The sequence below is a fragment of the Candidatus Nitrospira nitrificans genome (assembly GCF_001458775.1).
In the GTDB taxonomy this organism is placed as follows: Bacteria; Nitrospirota; Nitrospiria; order Nitrospirales; family Nitrospiraceae; genus Nitrospira_D; species Nitrospira_D nitrificans.
In genome coordinates, this window is the sequence record NZ_CZPZ01000013.1 from 67167 (window position 1) to 90245 (window position 23079).

At 57.8% G+C, this 23079-nt stretch carries 20 protein-coding genes; all 20 read right to left on the reverse strand.

Annotated elements, in window-relative coordinates:
* Positions 1–8: 8 nt before the first annotated feature.
* The gene (wecB, locus tag COMA2_RS10625; protein ID WP_090897570.1) at positions 9–1136 is read right to left on the reverse strand and encodes a non-hydrolyzing UDP-N-acetylglucosamine 2-epimerase; all 1128 of its coding nucleotides are present in this window, start codon (positions 1134–1136) and stop codon (positions 9–11) included.
* 36 nt (positions 1137–1172) lie between these two features.
* Entirely contained in the window at positions 1173–2240 is a 1068-nt protein-coding gene (locus COMA2_RS10630) for a polysaccharide biosynthesis protein (protein WP_090897571.1), read from the reverse strand.
* The gene (locus tag COMA2_RS10635; RefSeq protein WP_090897574.1) at positions 2237–3106 is read right to left on the reverse strand and encodes a dTDP-4-dehydrorhamnose reductase family protein; all 870 of its coding nucleotides are present in this window, start codon (positions 3104–3106) and stop codon (positions 2237–2239) included. Before COMA2_RS10635 ends, COMA2_RS10630 begins: the two co-directional genes overlap by 4 nt.
* Entirely contained in the window at positions 3094–4338 is a 1245-nt protein-coding gene (locus tag COMA2_RS10640; RefSeq protein WP_217490707.1) for a glycosyltransferase family 4 protein, read from the reverse strand. The genes COMA2_RS10635 and COMA2_RS10640 overlap by 13 nt, the downstream gene beginning before the upstream one ends.
* Entirely contained in the window at positions 4335–5477 is a 1143-nt protein-coding gene (locus tag COMA2_RS10645; RefSeq protein ID WP_175304533.1) for a glycosyltransferase family 4 protein, read from the reverse strand. Before COMA2_RS10645 ends, COMA2_RS10640 begins: the two co-directional genes overlap by 4 nt.
* Before the next feature lie 54 nt (positions 5478–5531).
* The gene (asnB, locus tag COMA2_RS10650; RefSeq protein ID WP_217490708.1) at positions 5532–7373 is read right to left on the reverse strand and encodes an asparagine synthase (glutamine-hydrolyzing); all 1842 of its coding nucleotides are present in this window, start codon (positions 7371–7373) and stop codon (positions 5532–5534) included.
* A 17-nt stretch (positions 7374–7390) separates the two neighbouring features.
* Positions 7391–8419 carry a class I SAM-dependent methyltransferase gene (locus tag COMA2_RS10655; RefSeq protein WP_090897583.1) on the reverse strand — a complete coding sequence of 343 codons (1029 nt, stop codon included), beginning with the start codon at positions 8417–8419 and terminating at the stop codon, positions 7391–7393.
* Complete coding sequence (locus COMA2_RS10660; RefSeq protein ID WP_090897586.1) at positions 8391–9545, reverse strand: glycosyltransferase; 1155 nt, start codon at positions 9543–9545, stop codon at positions 8391–8393. Before COMA2_RS10660 ends, COMA2_RS10655 begins: the two co-directional genes overlap by 29 nt.
* 133 nt (positions 9546–9678) lie before the next feature.
* Positions 9679–10749, reverse strand: a complete 1071-nt coding sequence (locus COMA2_RS10665) for a glycosyltransferase family protein (RefSeq protein ID WP_175304534.1) — start codon at positions 10747–10749, stop codon at positions 9679–9681.
* A complete protein-coding gene (locus COMA2_RS10670) occupies positions 10749–11507 on the reverse strand; it encodes a class I SAM-dependent methyltransferase (RefSeq protein ID WP_090897592.1) in 759 nt (252 codons plus the stop codon). The genes COMA2_RS10665 and COMA2_RS10670 overlap by 1 nt, the downstream gene beginning before the upstream one ends.
* Entirely contained in the window at positions 11504–12199 is a 696-nt protein-coding gene (locus tag COMA2_RS10675) for a class I SAM-dependent methyltransferase (RefSeq protein WP_090897595.1), read from the reverse strand. The genes COMA2_RS10670 and COMA2_RS10675 overlap by 4 nt, the downstream gene beginning before the upstream one ends.
* Positions 12189–13526 (reverse strand): oligosaccharide flippase family protein, encoded by a 1338-nt coding sequence (locus tag COMA2_RS10680; protein WP_090897598.1) that lies wholly within the window; start codon positions 13524–13526, stop codon positions 12189–12191. The genes COMA2_RS10675 and COMA2_RS10680 overlap by 11 nt, the downstream gene beginning before the upstream one ends.
* A gap of 19 nt (positions 13527–13545) precedes the next feature.
* Positions 13546–15426 (reverse strand): asparagine synthase (glutamine-hydrolyzing), encoded by a 1881-nt coding sequence (gene asnB, locus COMA2_RS10685; RefSeq protein ID WP_090897601.1) that lies wholly within the window; start codon positions 15424–15426, stop codon positions 13546–13548.
* A gap of 386 nt (positions 15427–15812) precedes the next feature.
* A complete protein-coding gene (locus COMA2_RS10690) occupies positions 15813–16346 on the reverse strand; it encodes a UpxY family transcription antiterminator (protein WP_090897604.1) in 534 nt (177 codons plus the stop codon).
* Positions 16347–16397: 51 nt separating this feature from the next.
* A complete protein-coding gene (locus COMA2_RS10695) occupies positions 16398–16985 on the reverse strand; it encodes a winged helix-turn-helix transcriptional regulator (RefSeq protein WP_090897607.1) in 588 nt (195 codons plus the stop codon).
* A gap of 105 nt (positions 16986–17090) precedes the next feature.
* A complete protein-coding gene (locus tag COMA2_RS10700) occupies positions 17091–18110 on the reverse strand; it encodes a glycosyltransferase family 9 protein (protein ID WP_175304535.1) in 1020 nt (339 codons plus the stop codon).
* On the reverse strand, positions 18107–19180 hold the full coding sequence (waaF, locus tag COMA2_RS10705) for a lipopolysaccharide heptosyltransferase II (protein ID WP_175304536.1): 1074 nt from the start codon (positions 19178–19180) through the stop codon (positions 18107–18109). Before waaF (COMA2_RS10705) ends, COMA2_RS10700 begins: the two co-directional genes overlap by 4 nt.
* 87 nt (positions 19181–19267) lie before the next feature.
* Positions 19268–20167 (reverse strand): class I SAM-dependent methyltransferase, encoded by a 900-nt coding sequence (locus COMA2_RS10710; protein ID WP_217490709.1) that lies wholly within the window; start codon positions 20165–20167, stop codon positions 19268–19270.
* Between the two features lie 220 nt (positions 20168–20387).
* The gene (gene waaF, locus COMA2_RS20465) at positions 20388–22097 is read right to left on the reverse strand and encodes a lipopolysaccharide heptosyltransferase II (RefSeq protein WP_217490710.1); all 1710 of its coding nucleotides are present in this window, start codon (positions 22095–22097) and stop codon (positions 20388–20390) included.
* A 26-nt stretch (positions 22098–22123) separates the two neighbouring features.
* Positions 22124–23079 (reverse strand): tetraacyldisaccharide 4'-kinase (gene lpxK / locus COMA2_RS10720; protein WP_139077275.1); only part of this gene is annotated, 956 nt, incomplete at its 5' end.

The following is a 23079-nucleotide window of genomic DNA, read 5'->3' on the forward strand; positions in this document are numbered from 1 at the left end:
ATACCCGTTCACTTGTGCCAGACAAGTCGATTCACGTAATCGATATAGCTGAGAATGATGCGAACGACCTTCTCGGACACGTTGGCGACATCGTAATCGCTCACGATCCGTAACAGTCGCTGCGCCCCACGAGACTGCGTCTCCACGATTGCCAACGCCTGCAAGACACGCGTGCGGTCAAGCCCCGTCATCATCACGGCCCCTTCCTCCATGCCTTCCGGACGCTCGTGGGCCTCACGGATATTGATTGCGGGGAAATTGAGGATGGACGACTCTTCCGTGATCGTGCCGCTATCCGAGATCACGGCATGGGCCTGACGCTGCAAACTCACGTAGTCGAAGAACCCGAACGGCTTATGGAGCTCAACCAATGCGGGCAGGCTGACGGCAGCGGAATCGATCCGCGATTGCGTACGCGGATGAACGGAGAACACAATCCGCTTCCCGTACGTCTCGGCAATCCCATGAAGCAGATCGACCAGTCGACGCACATGCCGATCCGAATCGACATTTTCCTCTCGATGGGCACTGACCACAAAGTACTCCAAGGGGGTCAATCGCAGCCGCGTCAGCACATCCGACCGATCGATGTGATCTCGATGATGGGAGAGCACCTCATACATCGGACTACCGGTCTTGATCACTCGATCCGGTGACAGTCCCTCCCGGAGGAGATACTCACGGGCATGATCGCTGTACGTGAGGTTGATGTCGCTGAGATGATCGACGATCTTGCGATTCAGCTCTTCGGGAACGCGCTGGTCGAAACATCGATTACCCGCTTCCATATGGAAGATGGGAATCTTCAAACGCTTGGCGACGATCGCGGCGAGGCAACTATTCGTATCCCCCAACAGGAGGAGGGCATCCGGCCGTTCCGTCACCATGACGTCGTAGGCCCGCGCTAATACATTCCCCAACGTCTCTCCCAATGTCGCGCCCACGACGTTGAGAAAATGGTCTGGTTTTCTGATCTCGAGCTGATCGAAAAAGATCTGGTTCAATTCATAATCGTGATTCTGCCCGGTATGGACGAGAACATGGCGAGCATGCCGATCGAGCTTCCCGATGACTCGACATAACTTGATGACCTCGGGACGAGTCCCGACGACCGTCATGATTTTCATCGACGTCATAAATGAATAGGTCCGAGCATGACGCAACCGGTGCGGCTAGCGCAGAAGCTCGACGCCGTCGCCCGGATCACCATCTTCAACCATAAGGCGATGCTTCTTGAGCAACGCGGTCGTGCCGGCAAGATCGAGAACCTCGTCTCCTGAACTATATTCTTTGACCAACGCATTGGACTCGGATGCCGAGTCCTGCCTCAACTCGGGAAGCATGGGTTGAATGGCGTAATAGGCTCCCCGCCGGACACAGTGATGGATTTCTTCCTCCGAGATCAAAATCTCATGAAGCTTCTCACCGGGACGAATTCCGATTGTTTTGATGGAGAGGTCCCGCGGCCCGACCAATGCGCGCGCGATATTCATGACCGTGGCCGACGGAGCACGGGGAATGTAGGTCTCCCCTCGTCTTGCATCCCGTAAGGCGGCAAAGACGGTATCCACGGCATCGTCCAGGCTGAGCAGAAACCGTGTCATTTCCGGCGATGTAATCGTCACCGGCCCTCCGTTCTTGATCTGATCGTGAAAGAGAGGGATGACCGATCCTCTGGACGCAAGGACATTCCCATACCGGACGCAGACGAAGCGGGTGCGAGGGTTCAAGATATTGGCGGCCACCAATATGCGTTCCTGCACGGCCTTGGTCATGCCCATCACATTCACCGGCTTGCACGCTTTATCGGTGCTGATCCCGATGACCGTTCCTACGGGGTATCCCTGCTCCTCAATCGCGCGAACGATATTGGAAGCCCCCAGGCAGTTGGTCAAAACGGCTTGCAAGGGAAAGTATTCGCAGGTCGGAACTTGCTTGAGCGCCGCGGCATTGATCACGACGTCGGCCTGCTTCACGGCAGAACAGACATCCTCGTACCTACGCACATCGCCGATCCTGAACTCCAACACATTCATGAAGTTATTGAAAATCACCTCGTCGGTCGTCACCTGCCTGTGGAGATAGGACATCCTCATCTCATGCTGCTTGGCTTCATCCCGAGACAGGACGATCACCTTCTTGGGGGTTCCCAACTCACCGGTGAGCAGTCGATGCACCAGTTTCTTGCCCATGGAGCCGGTGCCGCCGGTCACCAGAATGGTCTTGTCCGTCAGAATCATGCAACCCTTTCTGTCATATGACGGGCCATGTCATCGATCATGGCGTCCCACGCAGGAGGCGAGTATCCCGTATCCCGATGAAAGCGAGACGCATCGAGGCTTCGGTCACACTCAAATGCCATATCGCGTTCGATCGTGACAGGGACCTGAAGCCGGTCTCGGACGAGGGTCAGGAGGTCATACTTGCTGATGGGCAGCGCCGCGACGTGGTACAGGCCGTGAATCGCCGGAACGTCCGTCAGAACCAGGCCCACGATGCGCGCGAGTTCGCTGGTAGGAAATCCCGAGAAGATAGCCTTGGCAAACCCTTTCACCGTCCGCCCTCGCTGCGCAAGAAACCACTCCAGCAGCCCGGTCTTCCGTGAAAGCTCCGGCCCGACCATCGACGTACGCAGTGTCAGACAATGCGGCTCGGATATTTCGCCCAATAACTTGGTCCGACCGTAGATATCCTCCGCGTCCGGCTGATCGGCTTCTCGATAATTGCCTCTCCGTCCAGAAAACACGCAATCCGTACTGAAGTGAATGAGTCTCGCCCCGATCGTCCGACAAAGAAGCGCCAACCGATGGGGCAGGAGCGAATTGATTTCCAGGCTTGAAATAACGGCCTTGGCCTCGGACCTTTGCTTGATCACGCCCACGGCATTCAACACCGCCTCCGGTCTGAATTCCGCCATAACTTGCACCAGCGCGTCCATGTGCTTCACGTCCACTCCATAACAGGCTATTCCTGGTTCGAACAGTCCGTACGCTCCATAGGCCTCTCTGCCGAGCCTGAGCGTGACACGGACATCATGACTCCCCATGAAATGGCGTAAGAGTTGATGCCCCAACATCCCGTCTCCGCCAAGGATCAAGATGCGCATCTCTGTGCTTCCCCCGCTAACTCCTTCATCCAGCCATCCAGACGAGTGAGCAGATTGTTCCTTTCAAACTCTTGAAGAAAATAGCATCTTCCGTTCTGTCCCATGATCTCTCTGTCCGACGAAGACATCAGCGACAGCTTGAGCACCGCCTCGGCCAGAGCCGGGGCGTCTTCAGGGGCCACCACCATTCCGGCGTGAGCTTCCTCGACGATGCGGGCTCCCTCGCCTTCCAATGAGGCCAGAATCGGGCGGCCGCAGGCCATATAGGATTGGACCTTGGAAGGAATCGTCAACGCGAAAATAGGATCTTTCTTGAGGGTCACCAGAAGCACATCCGCCTGTGCGAACCATTCCGGCATAGACTCGATCGGATGCCGTCCCAGCACATGCACGCATTGAACGAGGCCTCGCCGAACCACCTCCGCCTGCACCCAATTGAATTGGCGGCCGTCACCGAGAATCAACCAATGGATCGCGCGATGGTCGCGCAATTTTTCAGCGGCATCCAAAATGGTCTCGAACGATTGGGCCGCGCCGATATTGCCGGCAAACATGACACGGAAGCCTTCCGGAAGCCGGCAGGGAACCGACGCCGCATCCCGTGAAACCGGTCGATAGAGTTCTTCCGCGCTGTTCGGATAATACAAAATACGGGCGGGATCAGCTCCGAGTTTCTGCACACGATCAACAAAAGCCCGTGACTGCACGAGTATGCGGTCGCAACCGTTGTAGATGAAGGAAACCAGAGAGGCCACTCTGTCGAGGGCCCATTGTGACTTCACCGCCCCTATGGCCGACAGGCTCTCAGGCCAAAGATCCTGTACCCATAATACCATCGGTGCCTGCTTCACCGCCTTCATGACCAAGCCCGGCAACGCCACCGTGATAGGAGAAGGCTCGTAGACAAATACGACATCGAAGGTACCGCGACAGTATACAGGACCGAGCACGCTGGCCAACAAGGCGAAAGAAAAGAAATTGAAGACAAGCCGCACGGACCCTCCGTTGCCGCGCGGCACTAAAGGGACGCGAATCACCTCCGCTCCGGCGAACATTTCACGGCTCCTCCCCAGCAATGAGTAGCCGTCAAAGATCAGCCCCGAAGGGTAATTGGGCTTCCCCGTCAACACCGTCACCTGATGCCCGAGCTTCACAAGCCCCTGCACCAAATCATTGATGCGGAAGTTTTCAGGCCAGAAATACTGGGTAACAAGGAGGATTCGCAGGTTCATCCGACCTGACACTCCTTGGATGCAAGCGATTGCAAGAGCTTCCATGTGGACGAGGCTGCGGTTTCCCAGTCGTAGTCGGAGGCACGGGCCGCCGCGCTCGCTCCCAGGGAACGACTGAACGATGGGTCATCCAAGACCTGACTCACCTTGGCGGCAAGATCACTCGGCTTCCGCGGATCGAAATAACTGACGGCATCTCCCCCGAACTCCGGCATCGGGGGAAAATTTGAGCAGACGACCGGACGCCCGGCAGCCATCGCTTCCAGTAGTATGTTCGGACAATTTTCAGATTCCGTCGCAAAGATGTTGACCGCGGCATGTTGATAGAGCGCGGGAAGCTCTCGATACGGAATCAGCCCAGGGACGATGACGTGCCCCTCCAATCCCAAATCGTGGATTTCATCGCGCACGGCCTGCGCGTACTGTGGATTTTGAGAATCAGACCCCACCAAAACCAGTCTCTCCTGTCCCGCGCGCCGCTGTTTCAGCAAAGCAAACTCACGAACGACCTGGACTTGGGCTTTGTACACATCGAACGTGGACACATAGAGCAGATAGGCCTCTTTCGGCAACCATGACGGACGTGCGGCCGGCGCATCAGCCGGCCTGAACTCCGGCCCAACGCCATGGGGAATCACCGCTGATCGTCCGATTCGTCCAGGCGCGCGCCGTTCGATCACTTGCTTCGCGAACTGGGAGACGAAAATGACGAGATCGGCACGGATCATACTGCGCAACATGCTCCGTTCCAACAACCAGTTCCGCACCCGCATATATCCCAGGGGATACCTTGCACGCTGGACAGGGTCGAACGGAATCATATTTCGGAACATCGTCACAACCTTGCATCCCTTGGGAGCGGGCGTCGCCACGACTCCGCCCGGGCAAAACAACAGGTCAGCGCCAAGCTCTTGCAAGATACCGGGAAGACGGAATCGTTCCCATATGGTGCGGACCAGGGGATTTTCCAGCGGCCACGACGGCAAGAGCCATCGAAGATTCACCTGATCAATGGACGCCCGGAGCGAGCTCGGTCCCAGGATGATAACTTCCAGCTCCTCACGCGCGGGGATGCACCGGAGAAGATTGATGAGATAGGTTTGGCCTCCTCCAAGTCTGGCGGAAAGGGCATTGATCACAACCTTCAACTCAGTGGCCCACTCTTCGACGTAGGAGACGCCCCCACAGTCCGCTCACACGGGTAACTGCACATGGTATTCTCGCCGCCAAAGCTCGAACATGGTCAACGCAAAGAGTCGAGCAGTATTGGAGAAACCTCGCTGCTGTCCTTCCAGCAACGAGCGGATCATGCCGGGGTCGAAGAGCCGGTGATCCGCTTCACGCAAGACATCCCGCATGAAGAGCCCCCACTCCCCCTTGAGCCACGAGGCGAGCGGAAGAGAGAGCCCCTGTTTTCTCGTGAGATCAAGCGCGGTCGGCAACAATCGACTCGCCAGCCTACGAAGCAACACTTTTCGCTCCGAAGCGGTCGCTTTCAATCTGTCCGGAACCTTGCCGAACGCAAACTCGACCAACCTATGATCCAACATCGGCACACGGACCTCAAGCGACGCCAACATGCTCGCTCGATCTACTTTGACCAAATAGGCATCCACCATCGTCGTCCGAAAATCCGCTTCGGAAGCTTGCCTCAATTCGCTATACACAGGATTGCAAAGAAGCTGTCGATATTGCTCCGGTTCCTCCAGAGGCATCCCTCCATCACGCAGCAGAGGAGCGAGAAGACGCTTTCTTGCCGCACGATCGAAGTAGAGGTTCACATGGGCGATACTCATGGATAGATCAGCCGCGGCGCCGATCAGGTGGTTCCGGCCTCTCAGGCCCACCGGCATCCATTCCGAAGCGAGATACCCTATCGCGGCCCTCAGCGGTTTCGGCACGAGACGACGAAGCTGCTCTTGGCGCTGAATCCATGAGTAATGGGGATACCCGCCGAACAGCTCATCCCCTCCATCTCCCCCCAACGCCACCGTCGCATGCCGGCGCACAAGCCGTGAAACTAAATACATCGGGACCATCGAGGAATCGGCCATCGGTTCATCATACTGCCGAGCCAGATCCGGCAAAAGCTTGACGGAGGCGGGTTCGGCCACCAATTCCAGATGATCGGTTCCAAAATGGTTTGCCACCATTTTGGCGTAGGGCCCTTCATCGAAGGTTCCATGACCGGGGAACGAAATCGTGAACGTCTTCACCGTCGTCGCCGTCACTCTCGCCGCCATGGCGGTGATCAAGCTGGAATCAATGCCTCCACTCAGCAACACCCCGACAGGAACGTCGGCGATCATGCGTAACCGAACCGCGTCAAGCAGGATCGATTCCAACTCTTCGCTTAATTCTTCAACCGACGGCGTCAATCCGTCCGGCGGGGGAGGAAGATTCCAGTATCGCCACGTGCGAATGCGGTCGGTCGCCACGTCATACAGCAGCGCCTCCCCAGGCTCAAGTTTCTTCACGCCGGCCAAGATGCACCGATCGCCGGGCACGTACCCGTACGCAAGGTAGCACTGGAGCGCTGTCGCATCCATCTTTCGCGGAAAGCTTGGATCGGCCATGAGGGCCTTGAGTTCGGAAGCGAACAGCAGCCGACCGGAAAGATGGGCGTAAAAGAGCGGCTTTTCACCCGCCCGATCTCTGGCCAGAAAGAGATGTTGTTTTGTCTTGTCATACATTCCGAACGCGAACATGCCGTTGAATCGGCGCAGGCACTCAAGACCCCACTCCCGATAGGCGCACAGAATGACTTCCGTATCGCTGGTCGTCATGAACCGATGACCGACCTGTTCGAGTTCGCGACGCAGTTCGCGATAATTGTAAATCTCTCCGTTGAATACGATACAGACGTCTTTGTTCTTGTCCAGCATGGGCTGGTGACCTCCCGCCGTGAGGTCGATGACCGCCAATCTTCGATGAGCCAACGCCGTACAAGTGTTATCCGCCAACCATACCCCGGCATCGTCCGGCCCGCGATGGCTCATGACATCGCGCATGCGCGCAAGCCGCTCCAGGTTCACGGGGCTGCTCCGGGAAGCTATGCCGACGATGCCGCACATTGTTGCGCTGAACTCCTCTGCCCGGCCGGCGGCAATCGACCTTTGCCGATGACACCGTTGGGGCCATCGAAGACGGTGATCTGCTCCATGCCAGCGTCGCGAAACCACTGCCGTATCGTTGCACCGCTTTGCGGATGATCGTGAGCGGGAGAGTACATGTCGAAGGTGTCCAGGATCGCCCATTCGCGGTTGAGGTCCGGAGAAAGCCCCAGATGGGAGTACTCCACGATGGGCAACAGACGAGCCCCGATCGCTCCCGCGTGACGCCGCAACCAACCCGCCAAGGGCAGTGACAGATCGACCATGTTCTCCACGATGGCGTGGAGACGCCTCGGGTCCATCCGCTTGGTAATCGGCCGCAGCAGATACTTCCAGGACACGAGCGCGGTCAGCCGGCGTGCGTACACATCCACGACAAGTTCCCCACCTGGCTTCACGCAACGAGCCAAAGACGTGAACGCACGGCCGGGGTCCGGCGTATGCTGCAAGACGCCCAGGCACAGCACCTTGTCAAACGCCCTCGGTCGGAGCGGGATGCGAAGAATGTCCGCTTGGAACAGGCAAAGGTTATCGGCGGAGCCGTTATTGAGCCTATTGGCATCCACCGCCGATGAATAGTCGAATGAGAAGACGGTCGCCCCGGTCTTCAGGAGGATCTCCGTGAACCGTCCCGCTCCCGACCCAGCCTCCAGAACGTTCTGACCCTCGAGGTCTTTAGACCATCCCGTCACGTTAAACAACCGTGCGCTGGAAATCATCAGCCCCGTATGGCTGTCTAGTTGCGCCCGACGGTGCAGGTTCCATTGATACCCGAAGGAGCCCGCATAATTCGCCGGAGGAACGAACCGAGGGACTCCATCAAGAATCGGAAACGCCGTACGGCACCGCGAGCAAGACAGGCTCGACGAAGATCTTCCGCTTTCGTCGGACTCCGAGATCGCAGAGAGCGCGGCGCCCTTGCCGGAACAGTTCGGGCAGTTATACCACTCTGTCGTAGCGCGCTTCATGAGCGAGGTCTTCAATGTGAGATCCACCGGATCCGACGAGGGACTGGTACAGGGCCAGATACTGCCCCGCCGAATTTTCCACCGATAACTGCGCGACCCGACTTGCTGCACAAACGGCTCGACGCCTCGCTGCGCGACCGTCCTCAAGTACCGCGCACACGGCGTTCGCGAGAGCTCGAGGGTCACGAGGGTCGACGAAGAGTGCCGACTCTTCCCCCAAGATTTCCCTGTGTGGCGGAATCTCCGATACCACCAGGGGACAATTTGCCGCCATCGACTCCAAGACCGTATTGGGACTTCCCTCGAACAAACTGGGTGACACGAAGACGCTGGCCTCCTTCAACAGCCCCCACAGATTCTCAGCAAACCCATGAACGCGTATCCGATCGGCAAAAGGATGCGCCTGCGTTTGCCTGACGAGCACGTCGCGCATTGGCCCTTCGCCGCAGATGACCGCAACGGAATCCGGCACTCTGGGGAATATCTCTTCCAACGCGCTCAGCAACAGGCTGAAATTCTTCTGCTCGGTGAATCGTCCCGCCGCCAGGACTACCCTGGGCAAAGACTCCGTGTTCGGAATCGGCACCCGATTCGACTCGGCGGACAGAATTTCCTTCACGGGAACACCATTCCGAATCACTACGGTCGGCCGCTTCGACCTGAGCGTGGACCAATAGGCCCTTCCCCATTCTGAATTCGCCACAACCGCCACGGCCCGGCGTCCGAAACACCGCCTCAGTTCATTCTTCCACGACCAACCGTAGGCTTCTTCCGAACAACGCTCAGTCAACACGTGAGGGATTCCAAGCAGGCAGCCAACGACCCCACCCACAACGTCCATTTGAGGGATCCATGTTTGAATAAGGTCAGGCTTGATACGTCTCGCAAGCCGTAACAATCGGATCACAATACGCGGGTCATGGTTCCCCGATGAAGCGATCCGGTGAAGCGTGACGTTCGACCGTTTGATGGCTGATTCATTGACACCTCCAGAAAGGGCGGCAACGTGAACGTCGACTCCACGAGCGCACAACGCCGGTGTCAGATACGACAGTTGACGCTCTGCTCCTCCACCACCCAGCGTTGGAATGCAGTGCAAAACCTTCACTTGTCTGGACAATGGCATGAATCCGTCAGCCGGCCGTCAGCAGCGCATCGACATGGAGGGGAATACACAATCGTGACCAGCGCGAATGTATGACCAAACGGCGCAATACATCTGAGCATAGACGGTGCTTGATTAGGATCGCGGCACACACCTACCGCCTGCACGGATTTTCGATACCGGCCAACCTTGCCGCGATGAGGTCGGCTGCTTGCGCCAGCCTCGTTTTCAATCTGTGCGCCTGCATGACCCTCCTGAAACCATTGCGGGCGATGTGGATCCGCTCTTGTTCATGCGTGAGATAATAGCGAATCTTGTCGATCAATTCGTCCGTGCCGGAATATCCTTCGATTTCCTTTCCCACATCGAAGAAGTCCTTCAAATACTCGTCACCATCAGAAATCTGCATGACTCCATTGGCGGGCAACTCAAAGAGACGGAACCCGCCGACCGTATATTTGCCTCGATTGTGCACATTGAATCCGATCTTCGCGCGCTGATAGAGGGGAACGTACGCTTGGGTCGCGATCGGACGCACCCAACCCGGGAAACCATACATCACGTTAAAATAGGCGTTCTTCTTCCAGCCTGCAAGACCGAAAATCTTGCAGCGCGAGCCAAATGCTTTTTTCACCTGCGCGATCAGCGGCATCTTATTCGGGAACAGCGCCCCCACGAATACGATATCGATATCGCGCTTCTGAGCGAATAATTCGTCCTCGGCTTTCGAAGAGTCGTACATCTCGTCAAACAGCCAGAGGGGCCAAAACTCGATGGATTTTGCGCCACAATAGCGGAGCTTTTGGTCCATCGTTAGGTCGCGGCTATACGCACGACTATGATAGAGAACGTGGTCGTAGGCATGCAGATAGGCGAAGTCTCGATCATACGCGCTCAGAGGCCCGTCGCCGGTCCTGAGCACCTTGAAAACGGGAAGCGTCATGAGGAAATCAGGGTGGTAGGGCGAAATCGTATCGACGATCACGGCATCGATCCTGTGCTTTTCCAGGCATTGCGTGAAGTCCTGATAGAGACCCATCAACCCCGGATGTCTGGCGTAATACAGATTATCGAGAAGTTGAGCGCGCACGTACTGTTGCGGGTCCAAATAGCGGCGATGGTTGAAGGTGATGAATCGCACGTCGCCATGTGACGCGGCGGTGATCTCACGTTCCCAGATACGCGCTTCTTCACCCTCCTTTGTGAAAGAGTAGAGGATGTTCATCACGACGGCGCGCGCGTCACATCCAGAACCAGGAGGGGGGAGGCAACAGCAACCTCGAATGGCTGCATCAATCCCGCCGCATTGACGCCCAGTGACAACAGGCGCGCAGGAGCAGCCGGCAACCATCGATCGAGACTCAGGAGCCACGGTGAGAGACACCCGGCAGGAGAGGCTTCAGCGGCAGCCGTGAGATCCTCGGGAAGAGTGGCTTGCAGTCCGGCAACCGACATAATCCCAAGATTGTGGATCGCCAAGTTGTCCGGATCCAGCCGACGCTGGAGATGTCCGTAGATCCCACCGTAGTTGGGAACCGCGATCATGACCTTGCCGCCCGGCTTGGCCATCTCCAAGTGAAGCCGAACAATGGGACGCGCGTCTTCAAAGTGTTCCACGAATCCGATGCTGTACACGAAATCAAAGGACCCTCGAGGGAAGGAAACCGAAAATGCATCTTCGCATCTCAATTCTCCCTTGATCTCGAGCGCCGCAAACAATTGCGTAGCGATCACGACTCCCGGTTCCGAATAGTCGACACCATGCACACATCCCCCCAGGTTCTTCGCGACATACGCCAAATGTTTTCCCGGAGCGAAACCGATTTCCAAGACACTCATTCCGGGACGGATCCGACGACTGAGCAGGCGCAGAATATCCCGCGTGCCTACATTCAGAAGAGACGGAAGACGCAGCCGAATCTTCCCACCATGGGACTGCTCCCAAAACCCACGAGACGTCTTGCGTCCTCCGTCAGGCTTCACGGCGCTCCCCCGTTCCGCCCTGCATGGCGGGACTTCAAGACAAAGTTGTGACTCGCCAACCAATCCTTGTTCCGATAATGTTGAAGCACCTCGAACCACTGGACGAATCGCCCGAGTAAATCATGAAGCCGAAACCCTCGCATGCCGACCTCCCAGTAGTGCTGGCCTGCCATGTAGTCCGCCTGCATGCCTGTCGGCTTTTTCATATAGTTGAACAGATCAATGATCGCTGACTTGTCGATATCCCCGAAGCCGGGCTTGAGCCGAAACTGGATATGCCTCCCATGCACCGGCAAATACACCAGCGCGAATCGACCGACACGCGCGATTTCCGCAAGGGCGTGATCCAGATATGTGACAGGCAAATGCTCCAGGACATGCGAGGCGACGACGGCGTCGAAACTCTCCGCTTGGAACATTCCCATGTCGTGCACGCTGCCGACGACATCAGGGTGAAACTTGTCATCGATGTCGAACGTTGTGACCTGAAATCCTTGCCAACGAAGGATCGCGGTCTCAATCCCCTGGCCTGGGCCCACCATGAGCAGACTCTTCCCTCCGCCTAGAGATCGAAGGTCCCGGTACTGATAGTAGGCATTCACGAAATTGCACAAATGCAGTTCGGAGAGCCATTGCTCGTGGTCGATGGGCATCGGATGCGGTGAGTTTGAAGACCATTGTTCAGAATTCATGAGATGCTTTGGTCACCTTCAGCCCGATGAACCATGCAATGCCCGTGACCGCCAACAGAGAGAGCAGTTGGGCGGAAAGATACGCGTATGCCAGACCAACCGCGCCGTGCAACGGAATAAGAACGAACGCGAGGGCGACAAACGTGATATCCCGCGGTATCGCGACGAGCCAAAGAGAGGTCCACATTCTTGCCCGACTCTGGATGATTTGATAGATGGACACGGCGAGGCCTTCGGGCAAGGCTGCCAAAGCCATGAGCGCCACGACCAACTCCGCAGAACGGCCGGGAAAATCCTGCCCGAATACCGACAGAGCTTGCGGAGCGAATGCGATGATGATCCCCACACCCGCGATGAGCAACGCGGCCGTCAGGCCGAGATTTTTCCAGAACGTTTTCCGATATCGCACAGCATCTCTCGCTCCCCAATGGGTGTTCAGAAACGCTGTCCCGACGCTGTTGAGCGCGAGCGGAAGGAACAGAATCATGGTACGCAGATTGTTTCCTGCCGCATAAATGCCGACCGCTTCAAATCCGGTGGCATGTGTTGCCAGCAGTACTTGTCCGATCCACAGCGCCGGCAGTGTTGAGAGGCCCGCCAATGCCGCCGGCAGAGCAAAGCTTATCAGTACAGCCCTTTCGTCCCACGCATGGCGGATGTCATGCACAATGCCCCGCTTTGTCGATTCACTTTTCAACACATTGGTTTGGAGGATCCAGCGGAATATGGCGCTTCCCAACAGACCGATCGCCACTCCTGCAAGGCCCCATGCCAAGGCGCCCAAGACCAGTGCTCCGACATGGAACAACCCCGCCGGCATCGCGAAGATTCCCAGGGTCTTCTGCCCGTGCAACCCCACCACCGCCCCCAACTGATAGGCGCCGAGCACGGAAAACAACACGAACCCCGAAGAGACAAAAAACAGCTGGCCCATCTCAGGCGCATACAGCATTCGGTGAGCAACGAATGGACCCAGGGCGGCAAGAGTCGCGGAGGCAATGCAACCAGACACAAGGGCAAACGACGCAGAAAGCCCCAAGATCCGGCCTGCCCGACCCTTATTGTGCGGAAGAGACTCCGCCACAAATTTGGTTGCCGTCGTTCCGATGGAAAGTTGGGCGATACTTGATACCATCAACAACGTACCGTAGAGAATCGCGAACTTTCCGAAATCCTCCTTTCCAAGCATCCGCGCGATCAGGATGGCTGCTAAAAACGTGCTCCCCTGGGTGAAGCCCATATTGAGGGCAGACCAATAAAACCCCTCTATCAGACTTCCAGACTTGTTCTCTTCCACGGTATCTATCGCAAGGGTTCTGGTCGGCATGGCAATCGCGACAGAACAGTCAATCGATGAACTCTCGGAACCAGAGTTCCAAGACCATGATTGCCCAGAGTCTGGTACTCCAATCCCGGTCACCCGCCAGATGCGAGTGCACCATCTGTTGAACGAACCGTTGGTCAAGCAGACCTCGACGTGACGCGCGGCCATCAAGCAATACGCCCTTCATCATGGCGGCGAGATCTACCTGCAGCCACTTCTGCAAGGGAATGCCGAATCCCGTTTTGGGCTTATTCAGAATCTCCGGTGGGAGCAAGTCGGCAAATGCTTTCCGCATGATAGCCTTGCCCTGCCCGGCGCTTCGTTTGGACTTGGCAGGAAGCGTCAGAGCGAACTCGACAAGGTGGTGGTCCAGCAACGGGGACCGCACCTCAAGACTATTGGCCATCGCCGCCACATCGACCTTCACCATCAAACAATCGGGCAAATAGAATCGCAAGTCATGGCGAATCATCCAATCAAGACTGTCATCCGTCGTCCGCCAGGGAAGGGTGGGCCCTTTATCGCCATTCTTCGAGTCATTGATCAACGCTCGAAATCGGCTCGTCAGAATCGCCTGTTTTTCCTGTGGTTTGAAGATTGCCGTCTGCGTCATGTACCGTCCCGGCAATTCATTTCTGGCCATCATACATGCACGGCCACAGCGTGACGCCATATCGGTGAAGGGAAGCGACGACAGAACCCCTTCCACCGGCTTTAGAACCGCGCCGCGCAAGCAAAGCGGAATGAAGTCCAACTGTTCCCACGCGAGTGTTTGGCCGTAGTGCGTGTAGCCCCCAAAGCTTTCATCTCCGCCGTCACCGCTGAGCGCCACGGTGACAAACTGGCGCGCGAGTTTCGAGACGTAATAGGTGGGCACCGCTGAAGAATCGGCAAATGGCTCCCCGTAACAGCGAATCAATTTAGGTAAGATATCGACGACATCAGGCTTCAACACCAGTTCCGTGTGATCCGTCCCATATCGTTTCGCGACCAATCGAGCGTACGGGAGCTCGTCCATGTCTGTTTGTTCGAGGCCGATCGAAAAGGTCTTGATCGGGCCGGAGGATTCTTGAGCCATGAGCGCGACGATCGTTCCGGAATCTATTCCTCCGCTCAGCAACGCACCCAGCGGCACGTCCGAGATCATTCGCGTCCGAACCGCCTCTCGAGTCAACCGGACAAGCTCCTCCTGGAGCTCCCGCTCCGTAGCCCGGGAGACGAGCCGCGGAGTTGCAGCCCAAAATCGGCGCGTTTCGCACCGTCCACCAGGCTCACAGATCAGGAGGTGTCCGGGCTCCAGTTTCCTGACGCTCCTGAAGGCGGTCAGAGGGCTGGGGACGTACTGCCGCTCTAGAAATTGATCGATTGCAAAAAAGTTGGGTTCCCTCGAAATTTCATGATCGTGCAAGAGCGCCGCGAGTGACGAGGCAAACACGATGCCCTGTGTCGTACTCGCGTAATAGAAGGGTTTCTTGCCTAATCTGTCTCGCGCGGCTATCAGTCGACGGCGATCTGCATCCCAGAGAGCGAGTGCAAACATTCCGTGCAACTTCTCGACACATTCGACATCGTATTCTTCATAGAGATGAACGATGACTTCGGTATCGGTCTCCGTTCTAAACGTGTGACCTTTCCCTTCTAACTCCTGACGGAGCGCGCGGAAATTGTAGATCTCGCCGTTGAATACGACCCATATGCGATTGGTTTCATTCGAGAGCGGCGGCGCGGCGGTATGACGAAGGTCGATAATCGATAACCGGCGCTGACCTAATCCCACTCCCGGCTCAAAATGGTAGTTGACGGCATCCGGCCCGCGCTGTTGCATGGCGTTGCACATGGATGCAACCAACTCACGGGCAATCGGACGCCCATCAAACCTGATCTTCCCCGCGATGCCGCACATACTTGGAGACTAGCAGTCTGCTAAAAACTCGCTTTCTGCTTCGTGCATCGTTGCGCGATGACAAAAAGAACCGCCGCACTCTACATCTCAGAATGCTCAAAAAGGCCGCGGTTCTCACCCGCCCAGCCCCGGTGCGCCCGCCTCGCGCCTGCGTCGACGCCCGGCGCGGCGAAGCCGAGGGCCAAGACGCCTCTCCGCAGGCAAGGCCGCAGCGAGCGAAGAGGCGAGGCGTACGCGTCGGCACGTTGAGCCTCTGAGTGATGCGAAAACGCCGCTGGAGGACTTTTTCAGCATCCTGCTAGATGCTTGAGGAATGAGTACCTGTTGGACACAACCTCACTTGAGCTGACGGAGACACCACGTTGCACGCCATCGAATGTGATGTCCTACGCGGGCACCACATCGTTCACATCGATTTCGACCGCCGCTGCTTGTTGAATCAGGCGCACTCCGATCACCAAGCGATGTCGTTTCTCTTTCCGCATCAGAATCCCGAGGACCCCCTGCAACGGGCCACGAACGACTTCCACCTTCATTCCTTCATGGAGATAGGGATGTGGATCATAGGGAAGCACACTCGTCATGAGACGGCGGAGCGCATCAATTTCCTGCTCCGGAATCGGTTCGGGCCGGCTTCCGCTGCCGATGATTTCGACGACGCCTGTCGTCTGTCGTACCGGTGCCTTCTCCCGCTGAGAAAACCGCACGAAACAATAGCCGGAAAACAGCGGGACCTCGATTTCCTTCTTTCGATCCTTCCACTGGCTCAGCCGTTTGACCGTCGGAAGCAACGGCTCGATTCCCTGCTTATCCAACTGATCCCGCACCAGTTTTTCGTGACGAGACTTCGTACGTAAGGCGTACCAGTGAAGGCTGCCGGTGTGGGGATCCTTGTCTCTATAGACGTCGTCATCGGACACAGCTTCGCCCTCTCACTTACAGCGCATAGAAAAACGGTCGCCCCGCGGCGACTACATCACAGGAGTAAGCGCGATGACCTTGTTATCCGGAACCTGGTACTGTCCGAGTGTGGCACGGTGCCCCGCCGCGCGCCCGAAATCCGTCAACAACACCGCGTCGAACTCCCATCCACTCAATGCCTCCGGCGGCCAAACCGGATAGGACAAGAACGACTCAGGCTGGGTATCATCGACAAATCCAACCAAGGTCATATGCATTTCTCGGAGCGACAGATAGGCCATCTCAGCCAGTTCACCGGTTCCATAGACGACGACGCGTTTCGTTCCGTTGTCCGCTGCGCGAGACAGCGTGTCTCGTAGCCGCGCGCGCATATCGCGGTAGTGAGACAGGGAATACTCCATATAGAGATAGGCCAGTCTGGATTTCTCGGCAAACCCTTGCGGGGTCAGCAAATACCGGACTCGGTGCGAGGGAATCGTGGTGATCTTGATATGACCCTTCCGCGCCAACCGCTTGAGATAGAGATTGGTCAGCCCCAGAGCGACCCCTAGCTTGGTCGAGAGAGACCGCTGCGTGACCGCACCATCTCGCTCCACCTCGGCCAGTAAGAGAAGATCTCGTTGCCCTTGGAAATTCATAGAGTTAGCGGCCACCCTCCAACGTTCAGGATATGAACATAGAAGCGCAGTTGAGTCAAGAGCGGCGCCCAGCAATAACTCTTCCTCCCTACTGATAGATCCGACTTATATATGAAGTACGGTAAGCGCTGACGGAGTCTCTGAAACTTTGGAGATAATGGACGTGACAGTTGCAACAGTGAATCGATCAAGACAATCCCAATAGGGACAGACCTCCCCGATACATTTATCGCAAGTAGGAACATCCGGTCGCAGCAAGACTCCCGTCCCAAGCGGTTTCCATCTCACCGGCAAATTGTTTCGTCGAGGATCAAACAAGGTCACCGTGGGGATGCCCAGAGCTGCCGCCAGGTGAGCCGGTCCTGTTGCTCCTGAGACGACGACATGAGCATTGGCCATCATCGACATCAGTTCTCGCAGCGACAGTTTCCCCATCAGATCTACTACCCCCGAAGGAAGCGCGGTAGACAACGGCAGGTCTTTCCCAAACTCTTGTCGTTCCAGATCGCTGCCCGTCAGCGCCACGCCGTACCCTCTGTCGGCCAATGCCACGACCAGGTCACGGTACTGCTCCGGCCGCCAGCGACGCGCGGAAATTCCTCCCGGATGGACCACGACTCGAGGATCCGGCAATCCCAACCACCACGATGCCCCTGCCGCTCGTTCGGCCTCGTTCAGGGGCAGCGCCGGTCGGCTCACAGGCTGAGGGCGGAGCCCCAACCCCTTCAACAGGTCGACGTTGTACTCCGATTCATGTTTTAGAAAATCGCTGCGATGTTCATAGATACGGCGATTGGCCAACAGGCTGTACCAACGGTAACCCGTGGCCACGCGAATCGGGACACCGGCCAGCCATGCGGCCCACATCAGACGGCGAAACGGCTTCAAAAAAATCGCCGCCTCGACTCCCTGCGAAAAGGCGCGCCGGAGGTCCTTCAACGGGTCTGTGAAACGAATCGTCCGCACATAGTCCACGTCGGGATGCCGATCAAGAAGGGGCGCGACGGTAGGACTGGTGAGAAACCCGACGGTGACCCCCGGCAGAAGCCGCTTGAGTTGGGTCGCGACGGGAAGAGAGAGCAAGACGTCGCCGATGCCGTCGGGGCGAACGATCAGAACATTCATCGACATGGCACGCGAGCGGTCAAGAGAGACCGCATCACATCGACCACTTGGGCCGGCTTAATGAGATGAAGGCATTCCATTTCGGGATCGTGCCGGCACACACGGCTGAAGCAGGGGCTGCAGGGCACCCGACCAGACAGTACATGATGGCCCGTCCCATACGGGCCGGTCCGCGCCGCGCTGGTCGGTCCGAATATCGCAATCACCGGAACTCCAAGCGCCGCCGCGATATGCATGGGCCCGGAATCGTTCGTGATCAGGGCAGTCGCGGTCGAAAGCAGTGCCGGCAAATGCCCCAAGGGGATCTCACCGCACAGGTCGATGAACGGAGCCTTCGTCAAGGCTTTCAACTTCTTCGTAAACGCCCGCTCGTCGACGCCGCCTATCATCACGAGCGGCTCACGACCTGACTCGTGCAGCTGATCGACAACGGCGGCGAAGGACTCGAGCGGCCAACGTTTTGTCGGCCACCGCGCCCCGATGTTCATGGCAATCCATGGCCTGTCTATCGAGAAGCCTCTTTGCTCGCCGATGTCCCGAACGGCCGCCCTATCCCCTTCCAGCAACTGGAACCCAAATCGCGGCCTGTCCGGCGGAGGCGCTCCTAGCGCCGCGACAACCGAAAGATATCGGTCGACGGCGTGGACTTCAAGACTAGGAACCGGCACAAGCCGCGTATAGAACCAAGGGCTGCCTTCCCTCCCGTTCGCAAACCCGATGCGCGACGGGGCGCCGCTGAGCCATGCCAAGATGCCGCTACGAAACAGTCCTTGTAAATCGATGGCGAGGTCAAACCGCTCGGCGCGCAGCGCCAGGCCTTCCCTGATCCAACTGCTCACCGTCATGTCGACCGGCCGGACCCGGTCGATCCCCTCGGCCCGTTCGACAAGCTCGGCCCACTGGCGCTTCACCACCCATGTGAGATGAGAGCCCGGCCATTGTGCTTTGATCGCCGAGACGACGGGAAATGCATGCACGATATCTCCGAGAGAACTGGGCTTGATCAAAAGGATGCGGGCGCCGTTCAACGCCGATGAGAAACGACTATCGAGAGGGTTGACAGATAGCACCGAACAACCTTCCGGCGAACCCCGCCGCGTCACCACCGCAAGCGGAGCAAGAATCAGCCTGATGCCTCTCCCACCGTCCGAATCCGGTCATTCACGTCCCATAGGATTGGAGCGCAACCGAGACGCGTAGAGCCTGTCGAGCAGTGCCTTCCCGCTACGCTCGTCCGCCGTTTCACGTCTCTCTTGGAGTGATCGACAGAGGCGCTGCCACGCCCGCAGGTAGGGCACCGACGTCAAGTGGCGTCGCACATTGCTGTGCCGGCGCACGATCCTCGAGATCCATTCACAGTTACCGGGGATCGCAGCGTCGTACCGATCTTGGACCAGCGGCTCCGCGCGAGAAAGAAACATCGTGATGTTCCCGCCATCGCGGGAGATCAGATGCTTGGTCTCATACAGCCCGTGTTTTCTGGCCAACCGGCGCAACGACACCACATTGAAGTTATAGAGATGAGCTTCATGGAACGTGCTGCCGGGAGCCTGGCAGGTCGCCTCCACGTTCGGAACTTCCACCACAAGCGTGCCGTCCGGCTTCAGCCAGGATCGGAGCAGCGATAAAATGAAACCCGGATCTTCCGTGTGTTCGAGTACGTGCCAGATCGTCACCACATCGAACGAGTCAGGGGGAAACGCCACATCTTGCACAAACCCGACCTGAACCCTGAGCCCATATTCCTGTATGGAATAGGCGGCATACCCTCTATTCGGTTCAATCCCGTTTACGCCATGTCCCAAGGATTGAAGCAGGTAGGCGAACTCTCCTCCGCCGGTGCCGACATCGAGAACGGCTTTCACGCCCGACAGCAACGGCTCGATCTTTTCGAATCGCGATAAGGCCACATGGCCGGCGCGTAAGACGTGCTTGGACTTCGGACTGTAGCTGTGTTTATAGGAGAGGCGATATTCCTCCTCGTAAAACTGTCTGGCATCATGGGGGCGTGGATCCGACCATACGAGCCCGCAGGCTTGACAAATGACGGTCCGCAACGGTTTCCCACTTCGACTTCTGTTCGAAAGGATCGACACCTCGGTGCCACCACAGAGGTTGCACGGAATGGGGCACGCATGTACGAGCTGGTTCGTTGCCATCTTCCCTCTAACTGAGCAACACCGCCGACGCCTGGCGCCGTCTGTTCCCCCTACAACTTACGCCGGCTCTCCAACCAACACAAGATCCGGCCGAACACAGCTCCACTCCAACACATACTCATGGAGATGCGACCCGCCGCTCGCGGACCTGCGTGGACAACCTATCGGCATCGGACAGCAGCCAGTCCGCAGCTTCCGCCAGCGAGGATGCGATCCGATCCGGAGCCGACCCTGAGACCTTCAGTGTGTCTGCGTCCCGCGGGGAAACGACTCCCGTCGTCACCAAGATACTGCGCGCCCCAATCCGCTTCGCCAACTCGATATCGCGGGCGTGATCCCCGATCAGATAGGATCGATCAAGAGTCACCCCCCATTCTTGCACCGCTTGGTCGATCATCCCACGGTTCGGCTTTCGACATTCGCACCCATCGTCAGGATGGTGAGGGCAAAAATAGATCGCGTCGAGCGGCGCGCCCGCGCCATCAAGGAGCTGCTTCAGTTTCATGTGCACGGCATCAAGATCCTCGCGCGACAAGAACCCTCGCGCGATTCCCGATTGATTGGTCACGACGATCAATCGGGCACCGGCCCGCTTCAGGCTCGCGAGCGCCTCGGGCACTCCGGGAAACAATTCAAACTGATCAGGGGACTTGATATAGCCCGGATCCGGATTGAGAGTTCCGTCTCGGTCGAGAAAGACGGTGTAGCCGGAGAGAATGTCTGGCTGGTCCGGTTTGTCTATTCGGTCTATCTGGTCTGTTCGGTCTGGACTAGAAAGACGAGATAGACCAGACAGACATGCTTCATACACTTTCTCCACCGAAATCCTTGTCATGCAACGGTGATCGATCGGGCATTCCCGGAGGAGACAGGGCGCACAGTCCACGGCTTCCCGCACAATCGACTGTTTCTGTCCATAGGGAGCGGTGGTACGTGAATCCGTCGGACCAAACACCGCCACGACGGGCACACCACAGGCGGCGGCGATATGCATCGGCCCCGTATCGTTGGTCAAGAGTATGCGACATCGCTTGACCACGGCCATCAACTCACGAATGGTCGTGGCACCCGACAGCACCACCGATCGTCCGTTGATTCGAGCGGCGATGTCCTTTCCCAAAACCTCCTCTCCCCGTGCTCCCAGAATGACCACGACCACCTGCGCGCTCTCATCCTGTCCCACTCGTTCCGCCAGTCGCTGCGCGACCTCGGCGAATCGCTCCGGCAACCAACGCTTCGCGCTTCCGTAGGTCGACCCTGGATTGAGGCCGATCACGACATCCGACAAGCCGACACCGGCGGCGGCGAGCCTGCCATCCAACTGACGCCCCTCATCTTCCGTCACGCGCAACGCCGGCAACGGAGCCTCACCAAGCAGCCCTAAGGGCTTCAACAGATTCCAATAGTACTCGACTTGATGGACAGCACGACTACGACTCGGCACGGCGACCGGCATGGTCAGAAAAAAGACTCGTCCATCGGTTGCATAGCCATATCGCTGCGGAATACCCGCGAGCCACGCGAGAAATGCCGCCTCGAAGGCGTTCTGAAAGAGCACCGCCGAATCGAAGCCATGCCGCCGCAACGTACCAGCAAGCGCCCATTTTCCGGAAAGCCCCGCATGAGCCCCTCTGTCCTCGTACACCACGACTCGATTCAGCTCCGGGGCGGCACTAAACAGTTCGGCGACGGCCGGTTTGGCAAGCATCGTCACCTCCGCTTCCGGAAACAGAGACCGCAGACCGCGAATAGCCGGTTCGCACATCACGGCATCCCCGATCCAATTCGGCGCCCGCACGAGGATTTTCTGAGGCAGATCTCTACGCACGAATCTCCGTCGGTTGGCCCCTGCGGTCATGGCTCATCGATCAACCGATGCAGCCGATGTTCCCCTCGCACCACGTCCGTCCTCAGGCGGAGCATCCACCAGGGATCGTGAGACCCGAGGAAGGAAGACAGCTTTCCCCCATCCTTCTCAGTCGTCAACACGATGTCGCTTTCGGCACATTGCATATGGGCACAAATCTCCCGAACCTCGGTATGCCCGTAGTGATGATGATCTTCAAAAGCTGTCTCGCCCACGATCTTCACCCCGAGGGATTCGGCCGATCGGCGGAACGACGGACTATTGCCGATTCCGCTCAGCAGCCAGGCCCGTTTATCCCGCCCCCATTCAAGAGCTTGCGGCTCCCCTGAGCCGATGGCGATGAAGGACTCCGGCCGAAATACGACTTCCATGACGTCTTCGGCCGGCCACGCGATCCCACGCAATCGCTGCTGGATCGATTCCACATCCTGCCGCGAATCGGCCCGGGTAATCACCACCGCGCTCGCTCGCTCCAGCCCCCGCAAGGGTTCTCGCAGTCTGCCCGATGGAAGCAACGCATCGAGTCCTGCCGCATCGGTGGCGTCCAGCAGGACCAAATCGACATCGCGGTGAAGGGCCCGATGCTGAAAACCATCATCGAGCACGATGCAATCGACGGGGTACCGCTCCAATACCCATCGACCAAGCGCGACCCGGTCAGCCCCCACCGCGACAACCGCGCGCGGACAACGCTGCGCCATGAGAAACGGTTCGTCCCCGGCTTCCGAGGGGCCGGCCAAGATTCGCGATCCATCGGACACCAGCAGGCATGGCGCCGCGCTCGTCCGTTTGTACCCTCGGCTCAAGATCGCCACCCGTTTCCCCTTGGCCGTCAACCATTCCGTGAGAAGAATGACGATCGGCGTTTTTCCCGTCCCCCCGACCGTGAGATTGCCGACACTCACAACCCGACAGGGCAGCCGTGTGATCGTGAGCCAACCGT

Bases quoted from the DNA above. Each gene is read 5' to 3' on its own strand.
- COMA2_RS10695 (WP_090897607.1), bottom strand. From the start codon at position 16,985: ATGAATTTCCAAGGGCAACGAGATCTTCTCTTACTGGCCGAGGTGGAG.
- COMA2_RS10700 (WP_175304535.1), bottom strand. From the start codon at position 18,110: ATGAATGTTCTGATCGTTCGCCCCGACGGCATCGGCGACGTCTTGCTC.
- asnB (WP_090897601.1), bottom strand. From the start codon at position 15,426: ATGTGCGGCATCGCGGGGAAGATCAGGTTTGATGGGCGTCCGATTGCC.
- COMA2_RS10635 (WP_090897574.1), bottom strand. From the start codon at position 3,106: ATGCGCATCTTGATCCTTGGCGGAGACGGGATGTTGGGGCATCAACTC.
- COMA2_RS10640 (WP_217490707.1), bottom strand. From the start codon at position 4,338: ATGAACCTGCGAATCCTCCTTGTTACCCAGTATTTCTGGCCTGAAAAC.
- COMA2_RS10665 (WP_175304534.1), bottom strand. From the start codon at position 10,749: ATGAACATCCTCTACTCTTTCACAAAGGAGGGTGAAGAAGCGCGTATC.
- COMA2_RS10630 (WP_090897571.1), bottom strand. From the start codon at position 2,240: ATGATTCTGACGGACAAGACCATTCTGGTGACCGGCGGCACCGGCTCC.
- wecB (WP_090897570.1), bottom strand. From the start codon at position 1,136: ATGACGTCGATGAAAATCATGACGGTCGTCGGGACTCGTCCCGAGGTC.
- COMA2_RS10680 (WP_090897598.1), bottom strand. From the start codon at position 13,526: ATGCCGACCAGAACCCTTGCGATAGATACCGTGGAAGAGAACAAGTCT.
- COMA2_RS10675 (WP_090897595.1), bottom strand. From the start codon at position 12,199: ATGAATTCTGAACAATGGTCTTCAAACTCACCGCATCCGATGCCCATC.
- COMA2_RS10660 (WP_090897586.1), bottom strand. From the start codon at position 9,545: ATGCCATTGTCCAGACAAGTGAAGGTTTTGCACTGCATTCCAACGCTG.
- COMA2_RS10655 (WP_090897583.1), bottom strand. From the start codon at position 8,419: ATGAAGCGCGCTACGACAGAGTGGTATAACTGCCCGAACTGTTCCGGC.